Annotated in this window: 19 protein-coding genes; 11 read left to right on the forward strand and 8 right to left on the reverse strand. The window is 53.2% G+C overall.

All coding sequences use genetic code 11. The features are described 5' to 3' along the window. Positions 1-9 precede the first annotated feature (9 nt). Positions 10-3,237 (forward strand): carbamoyl-phosphate synthase large subunit, encoded by a 3,228-nt coding sequence (gene carB / locus C2U41_RS00490; protein WP_048216847.1) that lies wholly within the window; start codon positions 10-12, stop codon positions 3,235-3,237. A gap of 273 nt (positions 3,238-3,510) precedes the next feature. Then, complete coding sequence (gene caiF / locus C2U41_RS00495; RefSeq protein WP_003018912.1) at positions 3,511-3,906, forward strand: carnitine metabolism transcriptional regulator CaiF; 396 nt, start codon at positions 3,511-3,513, stop codon at positions 3,904-3,906. Positions 3,907-3,981: 75 nt separating this feature from the next. Here caiF and caiE read toward each other — a convergent pair whose 3' ends face one another. The 6 genes from caiE to caiT all read right to left on the reverse strand — a co-directional run bounded on the left by caiE (position 3,982) and on the right by caiT (position 11,057). Further along, a complete protein-coding gene (gene caiE / locus C2U41_RS00500; protein ID WP_032937507.1) occupies positions 3,982-4,578 on the reverse strand; it encodes a carnitine operon protein CaiE in 597 nt (198 codons plus the stop codon). Between the two features lie 6 nt (positions 4,579-4,584). After that, positions 4,585-5,370 carry a crotonobetainyl-CoA hydratase gene (caiD, locus tag C2U41_RS00505; protein WP_044699022.1) on the reverse strand — a complete coding sequence of 262 codons (786 nt, stop codon included), beginning with the start codon at positions 5,368-5,370 and terminating at the stop codon, positions 4,585-4,587. Positions 5,371-5,424: 54 nt separating this feature from the next. Next, positions 5,425-6,978 carry a crotonobetaine/carnitine-CoA ligase gene (caiC, locus tag C2U41_RS00510; RefSeq protein ID WP_044699019.1) on the reverse strand — a complete coding sequence of 518 codons (1,554 nt, stop codon included), beginning with the start codon at positions 6,976-6,978 and terminating at the stop codon, positions 5,425-5,427. 61 nt (positions 6,979-7,039) lie between these two features. After that, on the reverse strand, positions 7,040-8,257 hold the full coding sequence (gene caiB / locus C2U41_RS00515) for an L-carnitine CoA-transferase (protein WP_044699018.1): 1,218 nt from the start codon (positions 8,255-8,257) through the stop codon (positions 7,040-7,042). 105 nt (positions 8,258-8,362) lie between these two features. Then, positions 8,363-9,505, reverse strand: coding sequence for a crotonobetainyl-CoA dehydrogenase (caiA, locus tag C2U41_RS00520; RefSeq protein WP_003018898.1), 1,143 nt, complete (start codon positions 9,503-9,505; stop codon positions 8,363-8,365). Between the two features lie 34 nt (positions 9,506-9,539). Continuing rightward, the gene (gene caiT / locus C2U41_RS00525) at positions 9,540-11,057 is read right to left on the reverse strand and encodes an L-carnitine/gamma-butyrobetaine antiporter (RefSeq protein ID WP_103848353.1); all 1,518 of its coding nucleotides are present in this window, start codon (positions 11,055-11,057) and stop codon (positions 9,540-9,542) included. Between the two features lie 480 nt (positions 11,058-11,537). Here caiT and C2U41_RS00535 point away from each other — a divergent pair, with 480 nt between their 5' ends. From C2U41_RS00535 to folA, 9 genes are all read left to right on the forward strand, one after another. Beyond that, positions 11,538-12,308, forward strand: coding sequence for an electron transfer flavoprotein FixA (locus tag C2U41_RS00535; protein ID WP_003018893.1), 771 nt, complete (start codon positions 11,538-11,540; stop codon positions 12,306-12,308). 15 nt (positions 12,309-12,323) lie between these two features. Further along, the gene (locus C2U41_RS00540; RefSeq protein ID WP_003837367.1) at positions 12,324-13,265 is read left to right on the forward strand and encodes an electron transfer flavoprotein subunit alpha/FixB family protein; all 942 of its coding nucleotides are present in this window, start codon (positions 12,324-12,326) and stop codon (positions 13,263-13,265) included. Positions 13,266-13,313: 48 nt separating this feature from the next. Further along, a complete protein-coding gene (locus C2U41_RS00545) occupies positions 13,314-14,600 on the forward strand; it encodes an FAD-dependent oxidoreductase (RefSeq protein WP_003018887.1) in 1,287 nt (428 codons plus the stop codon). After that, a complete protein-coding gene (fixX, locus tag C2U41_RS00550) occupies positions 14,597-14,884 on the forward strand; it encodes a ferredoxin-like protein FixX (RefSeq protein WP_000203736.1) in 288 nt (95 codons plus the stop codon). The genes C2U41_RS00545 and fixX overlap by 4 nt, the downstream gene beginning before the upstream one ends. A 147-nt stretch (positions 14,885-15,031) precedes the next feature. Continuing rightward, positions 15,032-16,375 (forward strand): MFS transporter, encoded by a 1,344-nt coding sequence (locus C2U41_RS00555; RefSeq protein WP_003845694.1) that lies wholly within the window; start codon positions 15,032-15,034, stop codon positions 16,373-16,375. A 91-nt stretch (positions 16,376-16,466) separates the two neighbouring features. After that, positions 16,467-16,700, forward strand: coding sequence for a YgdI/YgdR family lipoprotein (locus tag C2U41_RS00560; RefSeq protein ID WP_003018880.1), 234 nt, complete (start codon positions 16,467-16,469; stop codon positions 16,698-16,700). Positions 16,701-16,803: 103 nt separating this feature from the next. Continuing rightward, positions 16,804-17,334, forward strand: a complete 531-nt coding sequence (kefF, locus tag C2U41_RS00565) for a glutathione-regulated potassium-efflux system oxidoreductase KefF (RefSeq protein WP_003018878.1) — start codon at positions 16,804-16,806, stop codon at positions 17,332-17,334. Next, positions 17,327-19,189: a glutathione-regulated potassium-efflux system protein KefC gene (gene kefC / locus C2U41_RS00570; RefSeq protein ID WP_103848354.1), complete on the forward strand. Its 1,863-nt coding sequence runs from the start codon at positions 17,327-17,329 to the stop codon at positions 19,187-19,189. Before kefF ends, kefC begins: the two co-directional genes overlap by 8 nt. Positions 19,190-19,387: 198 nt before the next feature. After that, positions 19,388-19,867, forward strand: a complete 480-nt coding sequence (folA, locus tag C2U41_RS00580; protein ID WP_003018873.1) for a type 3 dihydrofolate reductase — start codon at positions 19,388-19,390, stop codon at positions 19,865-19,867. A gap of 96 nt (positions 19,868-19,963) precedes the next feature. Here folA and apaH read toward each other — a convergent pair whose 3' ends face one another. Both apaH and apaG read right to left on the reverse strand, forming a co-directional pair. After that, positions 19,964-20,812, reverse strand: a complete 849-nt coding sequence (gene apaH, locus C2U41_RS00585; RefSeq protein WP_044699010.1) for a bis(5'-nucleosyl)-tetraphosphatase (symmetrical) ApaH — start codon at positions 20,810-20,812, stop codon at positions 19,964-19,966. A 10-nt stretch (positions 20,813-20,822) separates the two neighbouring features. Continuing rightward, a complete protein-coding gene (gene apaG, locus C2U41_RS00590; RefSeq protein ID WP_003018867.1) occupies positions 20,823-21,200 on the reverse strand; it encodes a Co2+/Mg2+ efflux protein ApaG in 378 nt (125 codons plus the stop codon). Position 21,201 lies beyond the last annotated feature (1 nt).

The raw sequence follows: 21,201 nt of genomic DNA on the forward strand, positions 1-21,201 counted from the left end.
AAAAGAGCCATGCCAAAACGTACAGACATAAAAAGTATCCTGATTCTGGGCGCGGGTCCGATTGTTATCGGTCAGGCGTGTGAGTTTGACTATTCCGGCGCACAGGCGTGTAAAGCCCTGCGTGAAGAGGGTTACCGCGTTATTCTGGTGAACTCCAACCCGGCAACCATCATGACCGACCCGGAAATGGCCGATGCCACCTACATCGAGCCGATTCACTGGGAAGTGGTACGCAAAATCATTGAGAAAGAGCGCCCGGATGCGGTGCTGCCAACCATGGGCGGTCAGACGGCGCTGAACTGTGCGCTGGAACTGGAGCGTCAGGGCGTGCTGGCTGAGTTCGGCGTGACCATGATTGGTGCCACGGCTGATGCGATTGATAAAGCAGAAGACCGTCGTCGCTTTGATATCGCGATGAAGAAAATTGGTCTCGACACCGCGCGCTCTGGCATCGCCCATACCATGGAAGAAGCGCTGGCGGTTGCCGCTGACGTTGGCTTCCCGTGCATTATCCGCCCTAGCTTCACCATGGGCGGCACCGGTGGCGGTATCGCCTACAACCGCGAAGAGTTCGAAGAAATCTGCGAACGCGGCCTGGACCTTTCCCCAACCAACGAGCTGCTGATTGATGAATCGCTGATTGGCTGGAAAGAGTACGAGATGGAAGTGGTGCGTGATAAAAACGACAACTGCATCATCGTCTGCTCCATCGAAAACTTCGACGCGATGGGCATCCATACCGGTGACTCCATCACCGTAGCACCTGCCCAGACGCTGACCGACAAAGAATATCAAATCATGCGTAACGCCTCGATGGCGGTACTGCGTGAAATCGGCGTGGAAACCGGCGGTTCTAACGTCCAGTTTGCGGTAAACCCGAAAAACGGTCGCCTGATTGTCATCGAGATGAACCCGCGCGTATCCCGCTCCTCGGCGCTGGCGTCCAAAGCTACCGGCTTCCCGATTGCGAAAGTCGCCGCCAAGCTAGCCGTAGGTTACACCCTCGACGAACTGATGAACGACATCACCGGCGGCCGTACTCCGGCCTCGTTTGAGCCGTCCATCGACTACGTTGTGACGAAAATTCCACGCTTCAACTTCGAGAAATTCGTTGGTGCTAATGACCGTCTGACCACGCAGATGAAATCTGTTGGTGAAGTGATGGCGATTGGCCGCACCCAGCAGGAATCGCTGCAGAAAGCGCTGCGCGGTCTGGAAGTGGGCGCGACCGGCTTTGACCCGAAAGTCAGCCTGGACGACCCGGAAGCACTGACTAAAATCCGTCGCGAACTGAAAGACGCTGGCGCTGAGCGTATCTGGTACATCGCCGATGCCTTCCGTGCTGGCCTGTCCGTCGATGGCGTGTTCAACCTGACCAACATCGACCGCTGGTTCCTGGTGCAGATTGAAGAGCTGGTGCGCCTGGAAGAAAAAGTCATTGACCTTGGCATCAACGGCCTCGACGCTGACTTCCTGCGCGTACTGAAGCGCAAAGGCTTCGCTGATGCGCGTCTGGCAAAACTGGCCGGCGTTCGCGAAGCGGAAATCCGCAAACTGCGTGACCAATATAACCTTCACCCGGTCTACAAGCGCGTGGATACCTGTGCGGCGGAATTCGCGACCGACACCGCTTATATGTACTCCACTTATGAAGATGAGTGTGAAGCGAATCCGTCCGTCGACCGCGATAAAATCATGGTGCTGGGTGGTGGTCCAAACCGTATCGGTCAGGGCATTGAGTTCGACTACTGCTGCGTACACGCCTCTCTGGCGCTGCGCGAAGACGGTTACGAGACCATCATGGTCAACTGTAACCCGGAGACTGTCTCTACTGATTACGACACTTCCGACCGCCTGTACTTCGAGCCGGTCACGCTGGAAGACGTACTGGAAATCGTGCGCATTGAGAAGCCGAAAGGCGTCATCGTACAGTACGGCGGCCAGACCCCGCTGAAGCTGGCGCGTGCGCTGGAAGCGGCAGGTGTACCGGTAATCGGCACCAGCCCGGATGCCATCGACCGCGCGGAAGACCGTGAGCGTTTCCAGCAGGCGGTTGACCGTCTGAAGCTGAAGCAACCGGCGAACGCTACCGTAACGGCTATCGAACAGGCTGTTGAGAAGGCGAAAGAGATTGGCTACCCGCTGGTGGTGCGTCCGTCGTATGTTCTCGGCGGCCGCGCGATGGAAATTGTCTACGACGAAGCCGACCTGCGTCGCTACTTCCAGACTGCGGTCAGCGTTTCTAACGATGCGCCGGTACTGCTGGACCGTTTCCTTGACGATGCGGTTGAAGTGGACGTGGACGCTATCTGCGACGGCGAAATGGTGCTGATTGGCGGCATCATGGAGCACATCGAACAGGCGGGCGTACACTCCGGTGACTCCGCATGTTCTCTGCCAGCGTACACCCTGAGCCAGGAAATTCAGGATGTGATGCGTCAGCAGGTGCAGAAACTGGCCTTCGAACTGCAGGTTCGCGGTCTGATGAACGTTCAGTTTGCGGTGAAGAATAACGAAGTTTACCTGATTGAAGTGAACCCGCGTGCGGCGCGTACCGTTCCGTTCGTCTCCAAGGCAACTGGCGTACCGCTGGCGAAAGTTGCGGCGCGCGTGATGGCCGGGAAAACGCTGACACAGCAGGGCGTAACCAAAGAAGTTATCCCGCCGTACTACTCAGTAAAAGAAGTAGTGCTGCCGTTCAACAAATTCCCGGGCGTTGACCCGCTGTTAGGGCCAGAAATGCGCTCTACCGGGGAAGTGATGGGCGTGGGCCGTACCTTCGCGGAAGCGTTCGCCAAGGCACAGCTGGGCAGCAGCTCCACCATGAAAAAACAGGGGCGTGCGCTGCTCTCCGTTCGCGAAGGCGATAAAGAGCGTGTGGTTGACTTGGCGGCGAAACTGCTGAAGTTTGGTTTTGAGCTGGATGCAACGCACGGCACGGCGATTGTGCTGGGCGAAGCGGGTATCAATCCACGTCTGGTGAACAAGGTGCATGAAGGGCGTCCGCACATTCAGGACCGTATCAAGAATGGCGAGTACACTTACATCATCAACACCACCGAAGGTCGTCAGGCGATTGAGGATTCCAAGCTGATTCGCCGTAGCGCCCTGCAGTACAAAGTGCATTATGACACTACCCTGAACGGCGGTTTCGCGACGGCGATGGCGCTGAATGCCGATGCCACTGAGAAGGTGACCTCGGTACAGGAAATGCACGCGCAGATCAAAAAGTCATAAACAAAGAGTCCGGTGATAATTGCGTTAACCGGACCTGCAATATAATCTTGAAAGGGTTTCTGTAAAGAAACCCTTTTTTTATCTCTCGTAAGGTCATTCCTGGCCAAATGCAGTTTCATAACCACATTTTCAATGTAATAAGCACGATATTGCTCACACTAATCAACATTCAAGTCGCATACTATCTTTTATATCCACAATTTTAATATGGCTTAGTTTTTATTAATTTGGACAGGCCGTAGCCAGATTTTTAATTTGTGAAATGGTGTGCTTATGTGTGAAAAATATGTTGAAAGACCGCTTTATTTGTTAATTGCTGACTGGATGATGGCTGAAGATCGTTGGATCACCGCAAAAGAAATTTCCCGCCATTTTGATATTGAACACTGCAAAGCAATTAATACGCTCTCTTATATTCTGTCGGAAGTGGGAGAAATTGTTTGTGAAGTTAAGATGATCCCTAATCAGATTGCAGGCCGGGGCTGCCAGTGCCAGCGTCTGGTAAAAGTCATCAGTATTGATTCTCACCTCTACAACCGATTGAGCCACAATTTGCAGGAAAAAAAGGTGAGTGTGGCGAAAACGCCGCGGCTGTCTGCCGTTCCCCCAACAGAGCTCAACCGTGAGCAGAAATGGCAGATGATGCTCTCCAAGAGTATGCGTCGCTAATTGTCAGTTGCCTGATGGCGGCATAAACGGTGGTTGACGCGTAGGCCGGATAAGCGTGAGCGAATCCGGCATCAATTACTGTGCTGATTTGGGTTTTACGTCCGTCGTGCCTTTCAGGCGCGGCCGGTGTTCTTCGACCCGCGTTAATGGCTGCGTTTCGCGTAAACCTGCCCGGCAGCGGACCGCAAGATCCTGATACTCTTTGGTGTTTAACCGTTTCCAGTGCAGTTCCTGGTCCGTGACTTCACGCAATACGCGAGCGGGTGAGCCCACCAGCATCTGCCTTGCCTCCCCCTGAAATCCGGCTTTGACAAAGCTCATGGCGGCGACAATGCTCTCTTCACCAATCACTGCGCCGTCCATAATGACGCTGTTCATGCCGATCAGTGCATCTCTGCCCACCACGCAACCGTGCAGGATTGCGCCATGGCCGATATGCCCATTCTCATGCACGATGGTGTCAGTGTCGCAATAACCGTGCATGATGCAGCCATCCTGCAAGTTAGAACCTGCCTCCAGAATCAGGCGACCATAGTCACCGCGCAGTGAGGCATGCGGGCCGACGTAGACGCCAGCCCCCACGATCACATCACCAATCAACACGGCGCTGGGATGAACATACGCCTCTGGATGCACTACCGGAATCAGGCCTTCAAAGGCGTAATAGCTCATCGGTTATCAGCGTCCTTTCCACACCGGATCGCGTTTTTCTGCAAACGCCTGCGGTCCTTCAAGCGCATCTTCGGAGTGCAGCACTGACGGATAGTGCTTCAGCACGCCGCTGCGGATGTAGCGGTAGCCTTCTTCCACCGGCATTTCGCTGGTCGCACGATAAATCTCTTTCAGCGCGGCGATCGCCAGCGGGGCGCTATTCACTAGCTGCTGCGCCAGTTCGCGCGCACTATCCATCAGTTCGCTCTGGCTGACAACGCGGTTGACGATACCCCAACGCAGCGCTTCTTCGGCACTCATTCGTCTGCCGGTCATCATCATTTCGTTGACGATAGCCGGTGGCAGTAGCTTCGGCAGACGCAGAACGCCTCCGCTGTCAGGTACGATCCCGAGCTTGGCTTCCGGTAGCGCGAAGCTGGCATTTTCCGCGCAGACGATAAAATCCGCCGCCAGCGCTAATTCAAAACCACCGCCGAACGCATAGCCGTTTACCGCAGCGATGACCGGTTTATTAAGGTCGAAAATTTCGGTTAAACCGGCAAAGCCGCCTGGGCCAAAATCGGCATCCGGCGCTTCACCTTCAGCTGCCGCTTTTAAGTCCCAGCCCGCAGAAAAGAATTTCTCACCGCCGCCGGTGATTATCGCTACGCGTAATTCCGGGTCATCACGAAAATTAAGAAACGCTTCACCCATGGCAAAGCTGGTTTTGGCATCAATGGCATTGGCTTTAGGCCGGTCGAGGGTAATTTCCAGAATCGGGCCGTTACGGGTCAGATGTAATGATTCACTCATAGTTCATCTCCAGATAAATAGATTTCCCGGCAGGAGGAATTCCTACCGGGAGGGTTATTTCAGATTTTTTTTGATTATTTTTCCTGAACAATTGCGCGGCAGGTCGGTTCTTATCTCCATAAACGAGGGAACCTTGAATTTCGCCATATTGTTTTCGCAGAAGCTGAAGAACTCGGCTTCGCTTAATGTTTCACCTTCATTAAGAACGATAAACGCTTTAATGGCTTCATCACGGATTGAATCTTTAATACCGACAACCACAATGTCCTGAATTTTCGGATGCGCAGAAATAATATTTTCCAGCTCGACGCAGGAGACATTTTCTCCGCCGCGTTTAATCATGTTGCAGCGTCTGTCGACGAAATAAAAATAGCCATCCGCATCCTGATAGCCCGAATCTCCGGTATGTAACCAGCCTTCAGGTTCCAGCGCTTTGGCGGTAGCCTCCGGCTGGGCATAGTACTCTTTGAAGATTGTTTTGCCCGGCACGCCTTTAATACAGATTTCGCCAATTTCTCCGGCGGGCAGGGGACGGTTGTGATCGTCACGGATTTCGGCTTCATAGCTAAATCCCACGCGGCCAATGGAGGGCCAGCGTCGTTTGTCACCGGGACGGTCGCCGATAATACCGACGATGGTTTCAGTCATACCGTAGGAGGTCAGCAGCCTGACGCCAAAGCGTTCGGTAAAGGCGTCTTTTTCCTGTGCGGATAAATTGAGATAGAACATCACTTCGCGCAGGTGATGCTGTCTGTCGGTTGGCGCGGCAGGTTGTACCATCAGCGTTCTGATCATCATCGGAATGCATTCGGTAACTGTCGCCTTATATCTATGCACCTGATTCCAGAACGCCCTGGCACTGTACTTCTCTAGCAGCACAAAGGTGCTGCCAGCGGAGAATGCGGGCATTGCGGCGGTACACTGACAGTCGATATGAAAAGCGGGCATCACCGTCATGTAGACGTCATCATCGCGCAGAGCGATTTGCCAGGAAGTGTAGTAGCCTGCAAAACGCAGGTTGTAGTGGGTAATCACCACCCCTTTAGGCCGTGAAGTGGTGCCTGAAGTAAACAGAATCTCCGCCGTATCGTCAGTGGATAACGCAGGTGTATAGCACAGCGTGGCGGACTGGCGGGATTGCCGTTGGGTAAAGTGGCTCACGCCGTCGTCAACCGGAAGCTGTTCGCCAATCAGACAGATATGATTAAGCGGCGTGGTATTTTCCAGCCGTATCTGGCGGTACATAGGATAAAACTGGGCGCTGGTGACCAGCAGGCTTACCTGGCTGTTTTGCAGGATCCAGGCACTTTCTTCGCCCAGTAAGCGGGCATTAATCGGTACCATAATGGCGCCAATTTTTGCCAGCCCAAACCAGCAAAAAATGAATTCCGGACAGTTATCCAGATGCAATGCGACCTTATCGCCCTTGCGGATCCCTAAGGAATGGAAAAGGTTTGCCGTGCGGTTAATCTCTTCATTGAGCGAGGCATAGCTAAACTGCCGAACGACTCCTTCGCAGGATTCGAAAATTAACGCCGTTTTATCTCCGTACACCCCGGCCAGGTCGTCCCACATCTGACGTAAGTTTTGTCCGCCAACGATATCCATATTGCTTTATCCACTGAAATCAGGCGTGAGCGCTAACCAATGAGCGGTCAGCGCGTCGCGTTTATTCCTCAACTCTGGCCAGGCCTTTGCCGACCAGCTCATTTATGTCTGCTTCGCTATAACCAATGTTTTTCAGAATGGCGGCAGTATCCATGCCATGTGACGGCATGCCACGCCAGATTTTCCCCGGGTTGTTTTTAAATTTCGGCATGATGTTTGGCCCTTTGCAGGTGCGGCCATCCATTGTTTGCCACTGAGTAATGGATTCACGGGCAACGTACTGCGGGTTGCCTTCCAGTTCCGGAATGGTCAGCACCTTCGCGCAGGCGATATTCAGCTCAGCAAAGCGCGCCTGGACTTCGGCGATGCTGTGTGTTGCCAGCCACGCGTCCAGTTTCTCTTCCACGAGCGGACCGTAAGGGCATTCCACGCGATGGATAAGCTGGGTGCCTTCCGGGACTTCCGGTGTGCCAAGAATGTGGGCGAGGCCAATATCTTTGAAGCACTCGTTGATTTGCGTGATGCCGACCAGCTCCATGACGATATAGCCATCGGCGCATTTATACAAGCCGCAGCCAGCGTAATACGGGTCTTTGCCTTTGGTCATGCGTGGGCAAATTTCGCCGCCGTTGAAGTAATCCATCATGAAATACTGACCCATGCGCAGCATCACCTCGTACATGGCGATATCGATGCTTTCACCTTTACCCGTTTCGCGGACTTTGTGCAGAGCCGCCAGCGCCGCTGTCGTCGCGGTCATCCCGGAGAAGTAATCGGCGGTGTACGGGAAGGCTGGCATTGGCTGATCCACGTCACCGTTTTGGATCAGATAGCCACTGAACGCCTGTGCGATGGTGTTATACGCCGGAAGATTGGTGTACTCCTCGGTACCAAACTGGCCGAAGCCGGAAAGGTGGGCGATAACCAGTTTCGGGTTATGTTCCCACAGCACTTCATCGGTAATACCGCGGCGGGCAAAGGCCGGGCCTTTACTGGCTTCAATGAAAATATCGGTGGTTTCCATCAGCTTCAGAAACGCTTCCCGGCCTTCATCTTTGAAAATATTCAGCGACAGGGCATGCAGATTACGGCGTGAGAGCTGCGGATAGTTAGGTTGCACGCGGATGGTATCGGCCCATGCGACGTTTTCAATCCAGATAACCTCAGCACCCCATTCGGCGAACATCTGTCCGGCGAACGGACCGGCAATTTCGATCCCTGAAAAGACAACGCGTACCCCGGAAAGCGGGCCGAAGGCTGGCATTGGTAAATGATTCATCATTTTTCTCCTGGCATTTTTTTGTAGGCCCGGTAAGCGCAGCGCCACCGGGCATATTGCCGGATGGTGGCGTAAACGCCTTATCCGGCCTACGAAACGAACGAATCAACGGTATTGCTTCAATACCGCACGACCCAACGTCAGGATCTGCATTTCGTCAGAACCACCAGAAACACGGTCAACGCGCAGGTCACGCCAGAAGCGCGTGATGCGATGGTTACCCGCGATACCCACGCCACCCAGCACCTGCATGGCGGTGTCTACCACTTCAAATGCCGCGTTGGCGCAGAAGTATTTGCACATGGCCGCGTCACCCGAAGTAATGGTGCCGTTATCTGCTTTCCATGCGGCTTCCAGCAGCATGTTTTTCATGGAGTTCAGTTTGATCGCCATGTGCGCGAACTTCTCCTGAATCAGCTGGAAACGGCCGATCGTTTCGCCAAACTGTACGCGTTGGTTGGCATAACGCGCTGCGTCTTCAAAAGCGCACATTGCCGTACCGTAGTTGGTCAGTGCGACGAGGAAGCGTTCATGGTCAAACTCTTCTTTCACACGATTGAAGCCATTACCTTCCCGACCGAACATGTCTTTCTCGTCCAGTTCAACGTCATCAAAGGTGATTTCACAGCAGCTATCCATGCGCAGACCGAGTTTCTCCAGTTTGTTGACCTTGATACCCGCCTTGCTCATGTCAACAAACCACTCGGTATAAACAGGTTTATCCGGCGATGCACCATCTCTCGCCATCACTACGATGTACGGGGTATAGGCGCTACTGGTGATAAAGCACTTACTGCCATTAAGATAAACCTTACCATTTTTGCGTGTATAAGTGGTTTTCAGACTGCCAACATCCGATCCCGCTCCCGGTTCGGTAATTGCAGAGTTCCACATCTGCTTACCTGTTCCCTGGAACGCCATGATTTTATCGATTTGTTCCTGAGTCCCTTCACGCAGGAAGGTGTTAAAACCCCCCGGTAACTGGTACAGCACATAGGTTGGTGCGCCAAGACGTCCGAGTTCCATCCAGACGGCGGCAACGGTGACAAAACCGGCTTCCAGCCCGCCGTGTTCTTCCGGGATCAACAGGCTATCGATGCCCATATCTGCCAGTGCTTTTACAAAACGCTCAGGGTAGACGCTGTCGCGATCGCACTCGGCAAAATAAGCTTCCCAGTTCTCACTGGCCATCAGTTCACGAATACCGGCGACAAACAGTTCCTGCTCGTCATTTAAGTTGAAATCCATCTTTCAGCCTCTTGATCAATTGGGTTAATAAGAATTACATGTCTTTCCAGTGCATTTTGGCGTCTTTAATAAAGGACAGCGTCACCATGATGTTGACGAAGAACAGCGGACATCCTCCGGCGATAATTGCGGTCTGAATGGGCTTCAGCCCACCCAGCGCCAGCAGAACGATGCCGATGACGCCGACCAGAACGGACCAACCGATACGCACCAACAGCGGCGGTTCTTCACCATCACGAACTTCGCGACAGGTGGACATCGCCAGGGTGTAGGAGCAGGCGTTAATTAGCGTGACGGTGGCAATAAAGCAGAGGATAAAGAAGCCCCACATGGTGGCGGTGCTGAATGGCAAGGCGGCCCAGGTTTCGATAATGGCGCGCGCCACGCCGTGTTGTTCAATCAGCTGCGGGATGTTGAGAATGTTTTTATCCATCAGCAGCAGCGTGTTGCTGCCAAGGACTGTCCACAGGATCCAGGTGGAAGCGGTCAGGCCCAGCACCATCCCAAAGCACAGTTCACGTACGGTACGACCACGAGAAATTCGCGCCAGGAAGATACTCATCTGGATGGCGTAAATGACCCACCACGCCCAGTAGAAAACAGTCCAGCCCTGCGGGAATCCGCCTTTGCCGATGGCATCGGTATAGAACAACATGCGCGGCAGATACATCAGCAGCATGCCGACCGAGTCGGTGAAGTAGTTCATGATGAAGCTGGCGCCGCTGACGATAAACACCCAGCCCAGCATCAGGAAGCTCAGGTAGCTACGCACGTCGCTGGCGATTCTGACTCCTTTTTGCAGGCCACAGGCTACGCAAATGGCGTTCAGAATGATCCAGCAGGTAATGATGATGGCATCTAATTGCAGCGTATGCGGAATACCGAACAGCCATTGCATACACTCGGTTACCAGCGGCGTCGCCAGACCGAGGCTGGTACCCATCGCGAAGATCAGCGCCACCAGGTAGAAGTTATCAACGATGGTGCCGAACAGCCCTTTCGCATGCTTTTCGCCCACTAACGGTACCAGCGTAGAGCTGGGACGGATGACGTCCATCTTGCGCACAAAGAAGAAATAGGCGAAGGCCACGGAAAGGAAGCTGTAGGTTGCCCACGGCAACGGCCCCCAGTGGAACAGGCTGTACGCCAGACCGATCTCTTTCGCACCCGTGGAATTGGGCTCCAAAGCGAACGGCGGGGTAGAGATATAGTAGTAGATCTCGATGGAACCCCAGAACAGCACCGCGGCGGATGTACAGGAGGCGAACATCATAAAAATCCAGCTGGCGGTACTAAACTCGGGTTTTTCGTCGCCTAATTTCTTTTTGGCATACGGGCCAAAGACTAACCAGAACCATCCGAAGAGCATGACGACCATATACCATTCGAATGCCCAACCCCAGACGTTGGTGACATAACTGAATACCGCATTAATAACGACGTTAGCGGCATCAAGATCTCTTACTGTTAGCCAACAAAGTATCCCAACAATTATTAATGGCGGAAAAAAAACCTTCGGTTCAATTCCCGATTTTCTCTTTTCATTTTTCATAAGTGAATTCCAGTGTGAAAACGAAATTTATTTAGCGTGCCCGTATGTGATCGTTTGTTTATTTATTATTAATGATTTGTTGATGACTTTTTAACCTCTGGGACGCCTCAGTGAGTAACTCATAATGGGTATTCATTTCCGGCTATTCTGTTATCTGTGTCACACTTTTTTATGCTGGTTATTTTGTCTGGAAATCTAGATAATTTCTTTATTAATCATGATATTGACATTGGTTTTTTAACTTTTTTAAGTGACTGGCGTTCAATATTGTTGAACCAGCAGACAATATTGAAAATTTTCATATTTGACGTGATTCTTTCAATATTGGTGAGGCATGTAACACTATTGAAAGTTACGAATTTCAATGTGTGACATTTTCAATATTGGTGATTAAGGTTTTATTTCCGAATTAAAGAGCGTGATATCTGTATTTAACACCGCCGATATAAATACGTTTCCTTCATGATTTCTGGAGATGCAATGAAGATAATTACTTGCTACAAATGCGTACCTGATGAGCAGGATATTGCGATTAATAATGCTGATGGAACACTCGATTTCAGCAAAGCAGATGGCAAAATCAGCCAATATGATCTGAATGCGATCGAAGCGGCTTGCCAGTTAAAACAGCAGGTGGGAGAGGCTCAGGTTGTGGCCATGAGCGTCGGAGGCAAAGCGCTGACCAATGCAAAAGGGCGCAAAGATGTGCTTTCCCGTGGCCCTGATGAACTGATTGTTGTCATTGACGATCAATTTGAACAGGCGCTGCCGCAACAAACTGCCACTGCGCTGGCTGCCGCGGTGCAAAAATCCGGTTTTGATCTGCTTATTTGCGGCGACGGTTCTTCCGATCTTTATGCTCAGCAGGTTGGTCTGCTGGTGGGCGAAATGCTGGACGTGCCGGCGATAAACGGCGTGAGCAAAATCCTCTCTCTTACCGACAGCACTCTGACGGTAGAGCGTGAACTGGAAGATGAAGTTGAAACCCTGAGTATCCCGCTTCCGGCGGTTATCGCGGTCTCTACTGACATCAACACCCCTCAAATCCCTTCCATGAAAGCCATTCTTGGTGCGGCGAAAAAACCGGTTCAGGTTTGGTCACCTGCAGACATTGGGCTGAACAGCGTGCAGGCGTATTCCGCACAACAGGTTGCTGCGCCGAAACAGCGCGAGCGTCAGCGCGTTGTAATTGAAGGTGACGGTGAAGAACAGATTGCCGCGTTTGTCGAGAATCTTCGCAAAATCATTTAATTATCAGGGGATGTTATGAACAAATTTTCCAGTATCTGGGTATTCAGCGATACCCCTTCTCGTCTGCCGGAACTGATGAATGGTGCGCAGGCTTTAGGTGAAAAAGTTAACACGTTTGTGCTCAGCGATGCGGACAGCGCAACGGCATGTCATTTAGGCGCGGATCATGTCTGGCTGCTCAGCGGCAAACCAGAAGACCGTATGGTTGAAGACTACGCCGATGTGATGGCTCAGACCATTCGTCAGCACAGCGAGGGCGGCGCGGTGCTGCTGCCGAATACACGTCGGGGCAAGCTGTTAGCGGCAAAGCTGGGCTTTCGCTTGTCGGCTGCAGTCTCAAATGACGCCAGCGCAGTCGCGGTGCAGGATGGAATAGCGGCGGTCAAACATATGGTCTACGGTGGCCTGGCGATGGGAGCAGAAACAATCGCTTCACCGTTTGCCGTGATCACTCTCAGTAGCGGAACGTTTGACGCGCAGCAACCGGATACCACCCGCAGCGGCGAGATGCATACCGTACAGTGGCAGGCTCCGGCCATTGTCGTGACCCGTACGGCAACTCAGGCGCGTCAGAGCAACAGCGTCGATCTCGACAAAGCCCGTCTGGTGGTCAGCGTGGGACGCGGTATTGGTAGCAAAGAAAATATCTCGCTGGCAGAAGCGCTGTGCCAGACGATTGGCGCTGAGCTGGCCTGTTCCCGTCCGGTGGCGGAAAACGAGAAGTGGATGGAGCATGAACGCTACGTCGGCATCTCCAACCTGATGCTTAAGCCTGAACTGTATCTGGCCGTGGGGATCTCCGGGCAGATCCAACATATGGTCGGTGCCAACGGCGCACAGACGATTTTCGCCATCAACAAAGACAAAAATGCGCCGATTTTCCAGTATGCAGATTATGGCATCGTTGGCGATGCGCTGAAGATCCTGCCTGCGCTGACGGCTGCCTTAGCGCGTTAAACCATTCGGGCAGGATGCGAAGGTATCCTGCCGCTGACAGGAGTACGTATGTCCGAAGATATCTTTGATGCCATCATCGTGGGTGCAGGTCTGGCTGGTTCGGTTGCGGCGCTGGTGCTGGCTCGGGAAGGTGCACAGGTGCTGGTTATCGAGCGCGGCAATTCTGCTGGCGCGAAGAATGTCACCGGTGGGCGCATGTATGCGCATAGCCTGGAGCGCATCATTCCCGGTTTTGCTGAGCAGGCCCCCATTGAACGCATAATCACCCACGAAAAGCTCGCCTTTATGACCGACAAAGGGGCGATGACCATCGACTATTGCAATGGTGAAGAGGCCGCATCGTCGCAGGTTTCTTATTCCGTCTTACGTAGCAAATTTGACGCCTGGCTGATGGAGCAGGCCGAGGAGGCGGGCGCCCAGCTCATCACCGGTATTCGTGTGGATAACGTTGTGCAGCGCGAGGGTAAAGTCGTGGGCGTGGAAGCCGACGGCGATATTCTGGAAGCCAAAGTGGTGATCCTCGCCGACGGGGTGAATTCTCTGCTGGCTGAAAAGCTGGGTATGGCAAAGCGCGTCGAGGCATCGCATGTTGCCGTCGGCGTAAAAGAGCTGATCGAACTGCCAAAATCGGTAATTGAAGATCGTTTCCAGTTACAGGGGAACGAAGGTGCAGCTTGCCTGTTTGCCGGTTCGCCAACTGATGGATTGATGGGTGGTGGCTTTCTCTATACGAATGAAACGACCCTTTCTCTGGGGCTGGTCTGCGGCCTTCATCACCTGAAAGACGCGAAAAAATCGGTCCCGCAAATGCTGGAAGATTTCAAACAGCATCCGGCGGTTGCCCCACTGATCGCCGGTGGCAAGCTGGTGGAATATGCCGCGCACGTCGTACCTGAAGCCGGTATGAATATGCAGCCAGAACTGGTGGGGGACGGTGTGCTGATCGCCGGTGACGCTGCCGGAATGTGTATGAACCTCGGCTTTACCATTCGCGGTATGGATCTCGCCATTTCCGCAGGCGAAGCGGCGGCGAAAACGGTGCTTTCAGCGATGAAGCGCGACGACTTTAGCAAGCAGTCGCTGGGTGAATACCGTCAGCATCTGGACGATGGCCCGATGCGCGATATGCGTATGTACCAGAAGCTTCCTGCTTTTCTTGATAACCCGCGCATGTTTACCGCCTATCCCGAAATGGCGGTCAGTATCGCACGCGACCTGTTCACCGTAGATGGTTCCGCCCCAGTGCCAATGCGTAAAAAAATCCTGCGCCATGCGAAGAAAGTGGGCTTCATCAACCTGATGAAAGATGGCCTGAAAGGAGTGACCGTATTATGACATCTCCCGTCAATGTGGACGTCAAACTGGGCGTCAATAAGTTCAATGTCGATGAAGACAGCCCACATATCATTCTCAAAACCGATCCTGATAAACAGGCGCTGGAAGTGCTGATTAAGGCCTGTCCAGCGGGGCTGTATAAAAAGCAGGACGACGGCAGCGTACGGTTTGATTACGCCGGATGCCTGGAGTGCGGAACGTGCCGCATTCTCGGGCTCGATACAGCGCTGGAAAAGTGGGAATACCCGCGTGGGACATTTGGCGTGGAGTTTCGCTACGGTTAATAAGTACGAGGTTGTGCACCCGTAGGCCGGATAAGACGCGCTAGCGTCGCCATCCGGCAATCATGTGACGCCAGTGCCGGATGGGGGCGTAAACGCCTTATCCGGCCTATAGATGACACTTTGCCCGTGTTGAAACAGGAAGTCGCTATGCAGCAGCCCAGGAACTTTGATGACATCAAATTTACCTCTATTCACCGCCGGATAATGCTGTGGGGAAGCGGTGGGCCATTTCTGGATGGTTATGTGCTGGTGATGATTGGCGTAGCGCTGGAACAGCTCACGCCAGCATTGAAACTGGACGCACAGTGGATTGGTCTGCTGGGCGCCGGCACTCTCGCTGGTCTGTTTGTGGGGACGTCGCTGTTTGGCTACATTTCCGATAAGGTCGGGCGGCGCAAAATGTTCATCATCGATATTATCGCCATTGGCGTGATATCGGCAGCAACCATGTTTGTTTCCTCGCCCGTTGAGCTGTTGGTGATGCGCGTGCTGATCGGCATTGTGATTGGTGCCGATTATCCGATTGCTACCTCGATGATTACCGAGTTCTCCAATACCCGCCAGCGCGCTTTCTCCATCGGTTTTATCGCCGCGATGTGGTATGTCGGCGCCACCTGTGCCGATCTGGTCGGTTACTGGCTTTATGATGTTGAGGGAGGATGGCGCTGGATGCTGGGCAGCGCGGTGATCCCCTGTATTTTGATCCTGATTGGGCGCTTCGATCTTCCTGAATCGCCGCGCTGGCTGCTGCGTAAAGGTCGGGTGAAAGAGTGTGAAGCGATGATGATCAAACTGTTCGGCGAACCGGTGGTGTTCGACGAAGAGGCACCGCAGGAGACGCGTTTCCTTCAGTTGTTTAATCGCCGACACTTCCCGTTTGTCCTGTTTGTTGCCGCTATCTGGACCTGTCAGGTGATCCCGATGTTCGCCATTTATACCTTTGGTCCGCAGATTGTTGGACTGTTGGGGCTTGGTGCCGGGAAAAGCGCAGCGTTGGGCAATGTGGTGATAAGCCTGTGCTTTATGCTGGGATGCATTCCGCCCATGTTCTGGCTCAATAGCGCGGGTCGCCGACCGCTGTTGATTGGCAGTTTTATTATGATGACGCTGGCGCTGGCTGTACTGGGGTTAATTCCTGATATGGGGGCGTGGCTGGTGGTGCTGGCGTTTGCCGTGTACGCGTTTTTCTCGGGGGGACCGGGAAACCTGCAGTGGCTATACCCAAACGAGCTGTTCCCTACCGACATTCGCGCGTCTGCCGTCGGGGTGATTATGTCCTTAAGCCGCATCGGTACTATTGTTTCAACCTGGGCGCTGCCGGTATTCATCACCAAATACGGTATCAGCAATGTCATGCTGATGGGCGCAGGAATTTCGCTGATTGGCCTGCTTGTGTCCATCGCTTTCGCCCCGGAAACGCGAGGTCTGACGCTGGCGCAAACCAGTCAAATGACGATTCGCAGTAAGCCCGTGACCAGGGCGGGCTATTAGGAGTGTTCTGTATTTTCCCTGCAACTCAGTCAGTTAGCCTACAGTTAACTGGGTATATCACTGAAAACAACTGAAAAGCAGGGAGAACACCATGCAAAAACATATCCTGATCACCTCAATTTTTACCGCAGCAGCACTGTTTACCGTGGCCGGTTGTTCCTCAAACCAGGCGGTTAAAACCACCGATGGCAAAACAATCGTCACTGACGGCAAACCGCAGGTTGATGATGATACTGGTCTGGTGTCGTACAAAAATGCCCAGACGGGTAAGACGGAACAGATTAACCGCGATCAGGTTAAGGATATGAGCGAACTGGACAACTAGTTCAGTTTTCTCCATTCAGCCACTCAATAATATTGACTGTTAGCCTGTGGATTAAGTGACTAAACTCACTGTTATTACAATAATGCAGTGATACAGGCTAATCATGATTCTCATCATTTATGCGCATCCCTATCCGCAGCATTCGCATGCGAATAAGCGGATGCTTGAACAGGCAAGGACGCTGGAGGGCGTGGAGATACGCTCGCTATACCAGCTCTACCCCGACTTCAATATCGATATTGCCGCTGAACAGGATGCGCTGGCGCGCGCTGATTTGATCATCTGGCAGCATCCGATGCAGTGGTACAGCACACCTCCATTACTCAAGCTGTGGATGGATAAAGTCCTTTCGCACGGCTGGGCGTATGGCCATGGTGGTACTGCGCTGCACGGTAAACAACTGCTGTGGGCGGTGACGACCGGCGGCGGTGAAAACCACTTCGATATTGGCTCCCATCCCGGATTTGATGTGCTTTCTCAGCCTTTACAGGCAACAGCGCTCTATTGCGGCCTCAAATGGCTGCCGCCGTTTGCGATGCACTGTACGTTTATCTGTGATGATGAAACGCTGCAAGCGCAGGCGCGTCACTACAAACAGCGTCTGATGGAATGGCAGGAGGCACACCATGGATAGCCATACGCTGATACAGGCGCTGATTTATCTCGGATCGGCGGCGCTGATTGTACCCATCGCCGTACGGCTGGGATTAGGGTCGGTACTGGGGTATCTCATCGCCGGATGCATTATCGGACCCTGGGGTCTGAGGCTGGTGACGGACGCCGAATCCATCCTGCATTTTGCGGAGATCGGTGTGGTACTGATGCTGTTTGTCATCGGTCTGGAGCTGGATCCGCAACGTTTGTGGAAATTGCGGGCATCGGTGTTCGGCGGCGGTGCGCTACAGATGGTGGTTTGCGGCGGCTTAATTGGTTTGTTCTGTATGTTCCTTGGCCTGCGCTGGCAGGTAGCGGAACTGATCGGCATGACGCTGGCGCTTTCCTCAACGGCTATCGCTATGCAGGCAATGAATGAACGCAACCTGATGGTTTCGCAAATGGGCCGCAGCGCGTTTGCCGTGCTGCTGTTCCAGGATATCGCCGCTATTCCATTGGTGGCGATGATCCCGTTACTGGCGGCGAGCGGCGCATCGACTACGCTTGGGGCGTTTGCATTGTCAGCCCTGAAGGTAGCGGGCGCACTGGTATTGGTGGTGGTATTGGGGCGTTATGTCACACGTCCGGCCTTGCGTTTTGTTGCGCGTTCGGGCCTGCGGGAAGTATTCAGTGCCGTTGCGCTGTTCCTCGTGTTTGGCTTCGGTCTGCTCCTGGAAGAGGTTGGCCTGTCGATGGCGATGGGGGCCTTTCTGGCCGGGGTGCTGCTGGCAAGCTCTGAGTATCGCCACGCGCTGGAAAGCGACATTGAGCCATTTAAAGGATTGCTGCTGGGACTGTTTTTCATTGGCGTGGGGATGTCTATCGACTTTGGTACGCTGATTGATAATCCCTTGCGCATTATCATTTTGCTGGTCGGTTTCCTGGTTATCAAAACCGTCATGCTGTGGTTGATAGCGAAACCGTTGCAGGTACCGAACAAGCAGCGTCGCTGGTTTGCCGTATTGTTAGGGCAGGGCAGTGAGTTTGCCTTTGTGGTGTTTGGCGCGGCGCAAATGGCAAATGTGCTCGATCCTGACTGGGCGAAATCGCTGACGCTGGCGGTGGCGTTGTCGATGGCGGCTACGCCGATTTTGCTGGTGATTTTGACGCGTCTGGAAAAATCGGCGACTTCGGAAGAGCGGGAAGCCGATGAAATCGATGAGAAGCAACCGCGGGTGATCATCGCTGGATTTGGGCGATTTGGCCAGATAACCGGTCGTCTGTTGTTGTCGAGTGGGGTCAAAATGGTGGTTCTTGATCATGACCCGGACCATATCGAAACGCTGCGTAAATTCGGGATGAAGGTTTTCTATGGCGATGCGACCCGGATGGATCTGCTGGAGTCTGCCGGGGCGGCGAAAGCTGAAGTCATTATTAATGCCATTGACGATCCGCAAACCAGCCTGCAGTTAACCGAAATGGTGAAAGAGCATTTCCCGCATCTGCAAATTATTGCTCGTGCGCGCGATGTGGATCATTACATCCGCCTGCGCCAGGCGGGCGTGGATATGCCGGAACGCGAAACCTTTGAAGGTGCACTGAAGACCGGACGTCTGGCGTTGGAGGGTCTCGGGCTTGGGCGCTATGAGGCACGTGAGCGGGCGGACGTATTCCGCCGATTCAATACCATGATGGTAGAGGAGATGGTGAAAGGGGAAAATGACGCGACTTCCCGCGCGGCCGTTTATAAACGCACCAGCGCAATGCTGAGTGAAATTATTGCGGAAGATCGTCAGCACTTATCGTTAATTCAACGCCATGGCTGGCAAGGCACGGATGAAGGTAAGCATACGGGCGACGTCGCCGATGAGCCGGAAGTGAAACCGTCAGCATAGGGTAAAAAATGTGATGTTCTGCAAACTTTACTGCTAATTGGCTGTTTTTGAACTACTGTAATGCTGGCGTACCACCTTAAATAGGTCGGTTCGCCAGCAGAACGGAAAATTTTCCTGTTCATCCTCTTTCCGCCAGTCGACGAAAGATTGCGCTTTCCGTATAGTGGCGACAATTTTTTTGTATCCGGGAAATATTCAATGATCAGTCTGATTGCGGCGTTAGCGGTAGATCGCGTCATCGGTATGGAGAACGCCATGCCGTGGAACCTCCCTGCCGATCTCGCCTGGTTTAAACGTAATACCTTAAACAAGCCGGTTGTCATGGGACGCCACACCTGGGAATCCATCGGGCGACCGTTACCTGGGCGTAAAAATATCGTCATCAGCAGCAAGCCTGGCACTGACGATCGTGTGCAGTGGGTGAAGTCTGTTGATGAAGCCATTGCGGCCTGCGGTGATGAACCAGAGATTATGGTGATTGGCGGTGGGCGCGTGTATGAGCAGTTCCTGCCAAAAGCGCAGAAGCTGTATCTGACGCACATTGATGCTGAAGTCGAAGGGGATACGCATTTCCCAGACTACGAACCGGATGACTGGGAGTCGGTGTTCAGTGAATTCCACGATGCCGACGCGCAAAACTCTCACAGCTACTGCTTCGAGATTCTGGAGCGTCGTTAATCCTGTAAGTGCCGGATGGCAGCGAAAAGTCTTATCCGGCCTACTCTTGTGCCAGATGTAGGCCTGATAAGCGTAGCGCCATCAGGCATAAATCTCTCAGGCGTTGACCGCTTCGCCAGGATCCAGATTCAGATGGCGATTTGATGGCTGCACAAAGTACTGTTTGTCTTCCCAGCGCAGACAGGTGAGATCGCCTCCCCAGCAACACCCCGTATCCAGCGCGTAAATACCTTCTGGTGTGCCTTTGCCTTCCAGCGATGCCCAGTGCCCGAATGCAATGCTGTACACTTCACTGACAGGTCCAGGAATGGCAAACCACGGCTTCAGCGGGGCAGGTGCGTCTTCTGGTGACTCTTTGCTATACATATCCAGTTGACCGTTGGGGAAGCAGTAACGCATGCGGGTAAAGGCGTTGGTAATAAAACGCAGGCGTGCCAGCCCGGTCAGTTCCGGGGTCCAGTTATTGGGCATGTCGCCGTACATCGCATCAAGGAAGAAGGGATATGAGTCACTCGACAACACGGCTTCAACATCGCGAGCACAGTCTTTTGCCGTCTGCAGGTCCCACTGTGGGGTGATACCGGCATGTGCCATCACCAGCTTCTTCTCTTCGTCCACCTGCAACAGCGGTTGACGGCGGAGCCAGTTAAGTAATTCGTCGGCATCCGGTGCTTCGAGCAGCGATGTGACCCTGTCTTTAGGTTTATTACGACTGATACCAGCAAATACGGCCAGCAGGTGTAAATCGTGATTACCCAATACCAACCGTACGCTGTCGCCCAGTGATTTCACGTAGCGCAAAACGTCCAGCGAGCCCGGCCCACGAGCGACCAGATCGCCGGTGAGCCATAGGGTGTCTTTTTGGGAATTAAAGTCTACCTGATGCAGCAAGGCTACCAGTTCATCGTAACAACCGTGAACGTCGCCAATAAGGTATGTCGCCATAGTTATTGTTTTAATGAATGAGTGTTGGAACGGCGAGTCGGAATACGGGAATGTCGATGGTAAAGGCGATGCCTTGTTCATCGATCATTTCGTAGTGACCCTGCATGGTGCCCAGCGGCGTTTCAATCACCGCACCGCTGGTATACTGGTACTCTTCGCCGGGTTCGATATGGGGCTGGACGCCAACCACGCCTTCACCCTGGACTTCTGTTTCGCGGCCATGACCATTAGTGATTAACCAATAACGCCCCAATAGCTGCACAGGCGCTCGCCCCAAATTGCGGATAGTTACGGTGTAAGCAAAAACGTAACGTTCATCATCAGGTGAGGATTGCGCCTCAATGTAGACGCTTTGTACCTGAATGCACACTCGGGGCGAATTGATCATG

This window comes from Citrobacter freundii complex sp. CFNIH4 (assembly GCF_002934505.1).
GTDB classification, from domain to species: domain Bacteria; phylum Pseudomonadota; class Gammaproteobacteria; order Enterobacterales; family Enterobacteriaceae; genus Citrobacter; species Citrobacter freundii.

Coding starts and splice junctions, on each gene's coding strand:
- caiT (WP_103848353.1), bottom strand. CDS start 11,057: ATGAAAAATGAAAAGAGAAAATCGGGAATTGAACCGAAGGTTTTTTTT.
- C2U41_RS00540 (WP_003837367.1), top strand. CDS start 12,324: ATGAACAAATTTTCCAGTATCTGGGTATTCAGCGATACCCCTTCTCGT.
- caiE (WP_032937507.1), bottom strand. CDS start 4,578: ATGAGCTATTACGCCTTTGAAGGCCTGATTCCGGTAGTGCATCCAGAG.
- C2U41_RS00545 (WP_003018887.1), top strand. CDS start 13,314: ATGTCCGAAGATATCTTTGATGCCATCATCGTGGGTGCAGGTCTGGCT.
- C2U41_RS00560 (WP_003018880.1), top strand. CDS start 16,467: ATGCAAAAACATATCCTGATCACCTCAATTTTTACCGCAGCAGCACTG.
- caiF (WP_003018912.1), top strand. CDS start 3,511: ATGTGTGAAAAATATGTTGAAAGACCGCTTTATTTGTTAATTGCTGAC.
- carB (WP_048216847.1), top strand. CDS start 10: ATGCCAAAACGTACAGACATAAAAAGTATCCTGATTCTGGGCGCGGGT.
- C2U41_RS00555 (WP_003845694.1), top strand. CDS start 15,032: ATGCAGCAGCCCAGGAACTTTGATGACATCAAATTTACCTCTATTCAC.
- kefC (WP_103848354.1), top strand. CDS start 17,327: ATGGATAGCCATACGCTGATACAGGCGCTGATTTATCTCGGATCGGCG.
- folA (WP_003018873.1), top strand. CDS start 19,388: ATGATCAGTCTGATTGCGGCGTTAGCGGTAGATCGCGTCATCGGTATG.
- apaH (WP_044699010.1), bottom strand. CDS start 20,812: ATGGCGACATACCTTATTGGCGACGTTCACGGTTGTTACGATGAACTG.
- C2U41_RS00535 (WP_003018893.1), top strand. CDS start 11,538: ATGAAGATAATTACTTGCTACAAATGCGTACCTGATGAGCAGGATATT.
- caiB (WP_044699018.1), bottom strand. CDS start 8,257: ATGAATCATTTACCAATGCCAGCCTTCGGCCCGCTTTCCGGGGTACGC.
- caiD (WP_044699022.1), bottom strand. CDS start 5,370: ATGAGTGAATCATTACATCTGACCCGTAACGGCCCGATTCTGGAAATT.
- kefF (WP_003018878.1), top strand. CDS start 16,804: ATGATTCTCATCATTTATGCGCATCCCTATCCGCAGCATTCGCATGCG.
- fixX (WP_000203736.1), top strand. CDS start 14,597: ATGACATCTCCCGTCAATGTGGACGTCAAACTGGGCGTCAATAAGTTC.
- apaG (WP_003018867.1), bottom strand. CDS start 21,200: ATGATCAATTCGCCCCGAGTGTGCATTCAGGTACAAAGCGTCTACATT.
- caiC (WP_044699019.1), bottom strand. CDS start 6,978: ATGGATATCGTTGGCGGACAAAACTTACGTCAGATGTGGGACGACCTG.
- caiA (WP_003018898.1), bottom strand. CDS start 9,505: ATGGATTTCAACTTAAATGACGAGCAGGAACTGTTTGTCGCCGGTATT.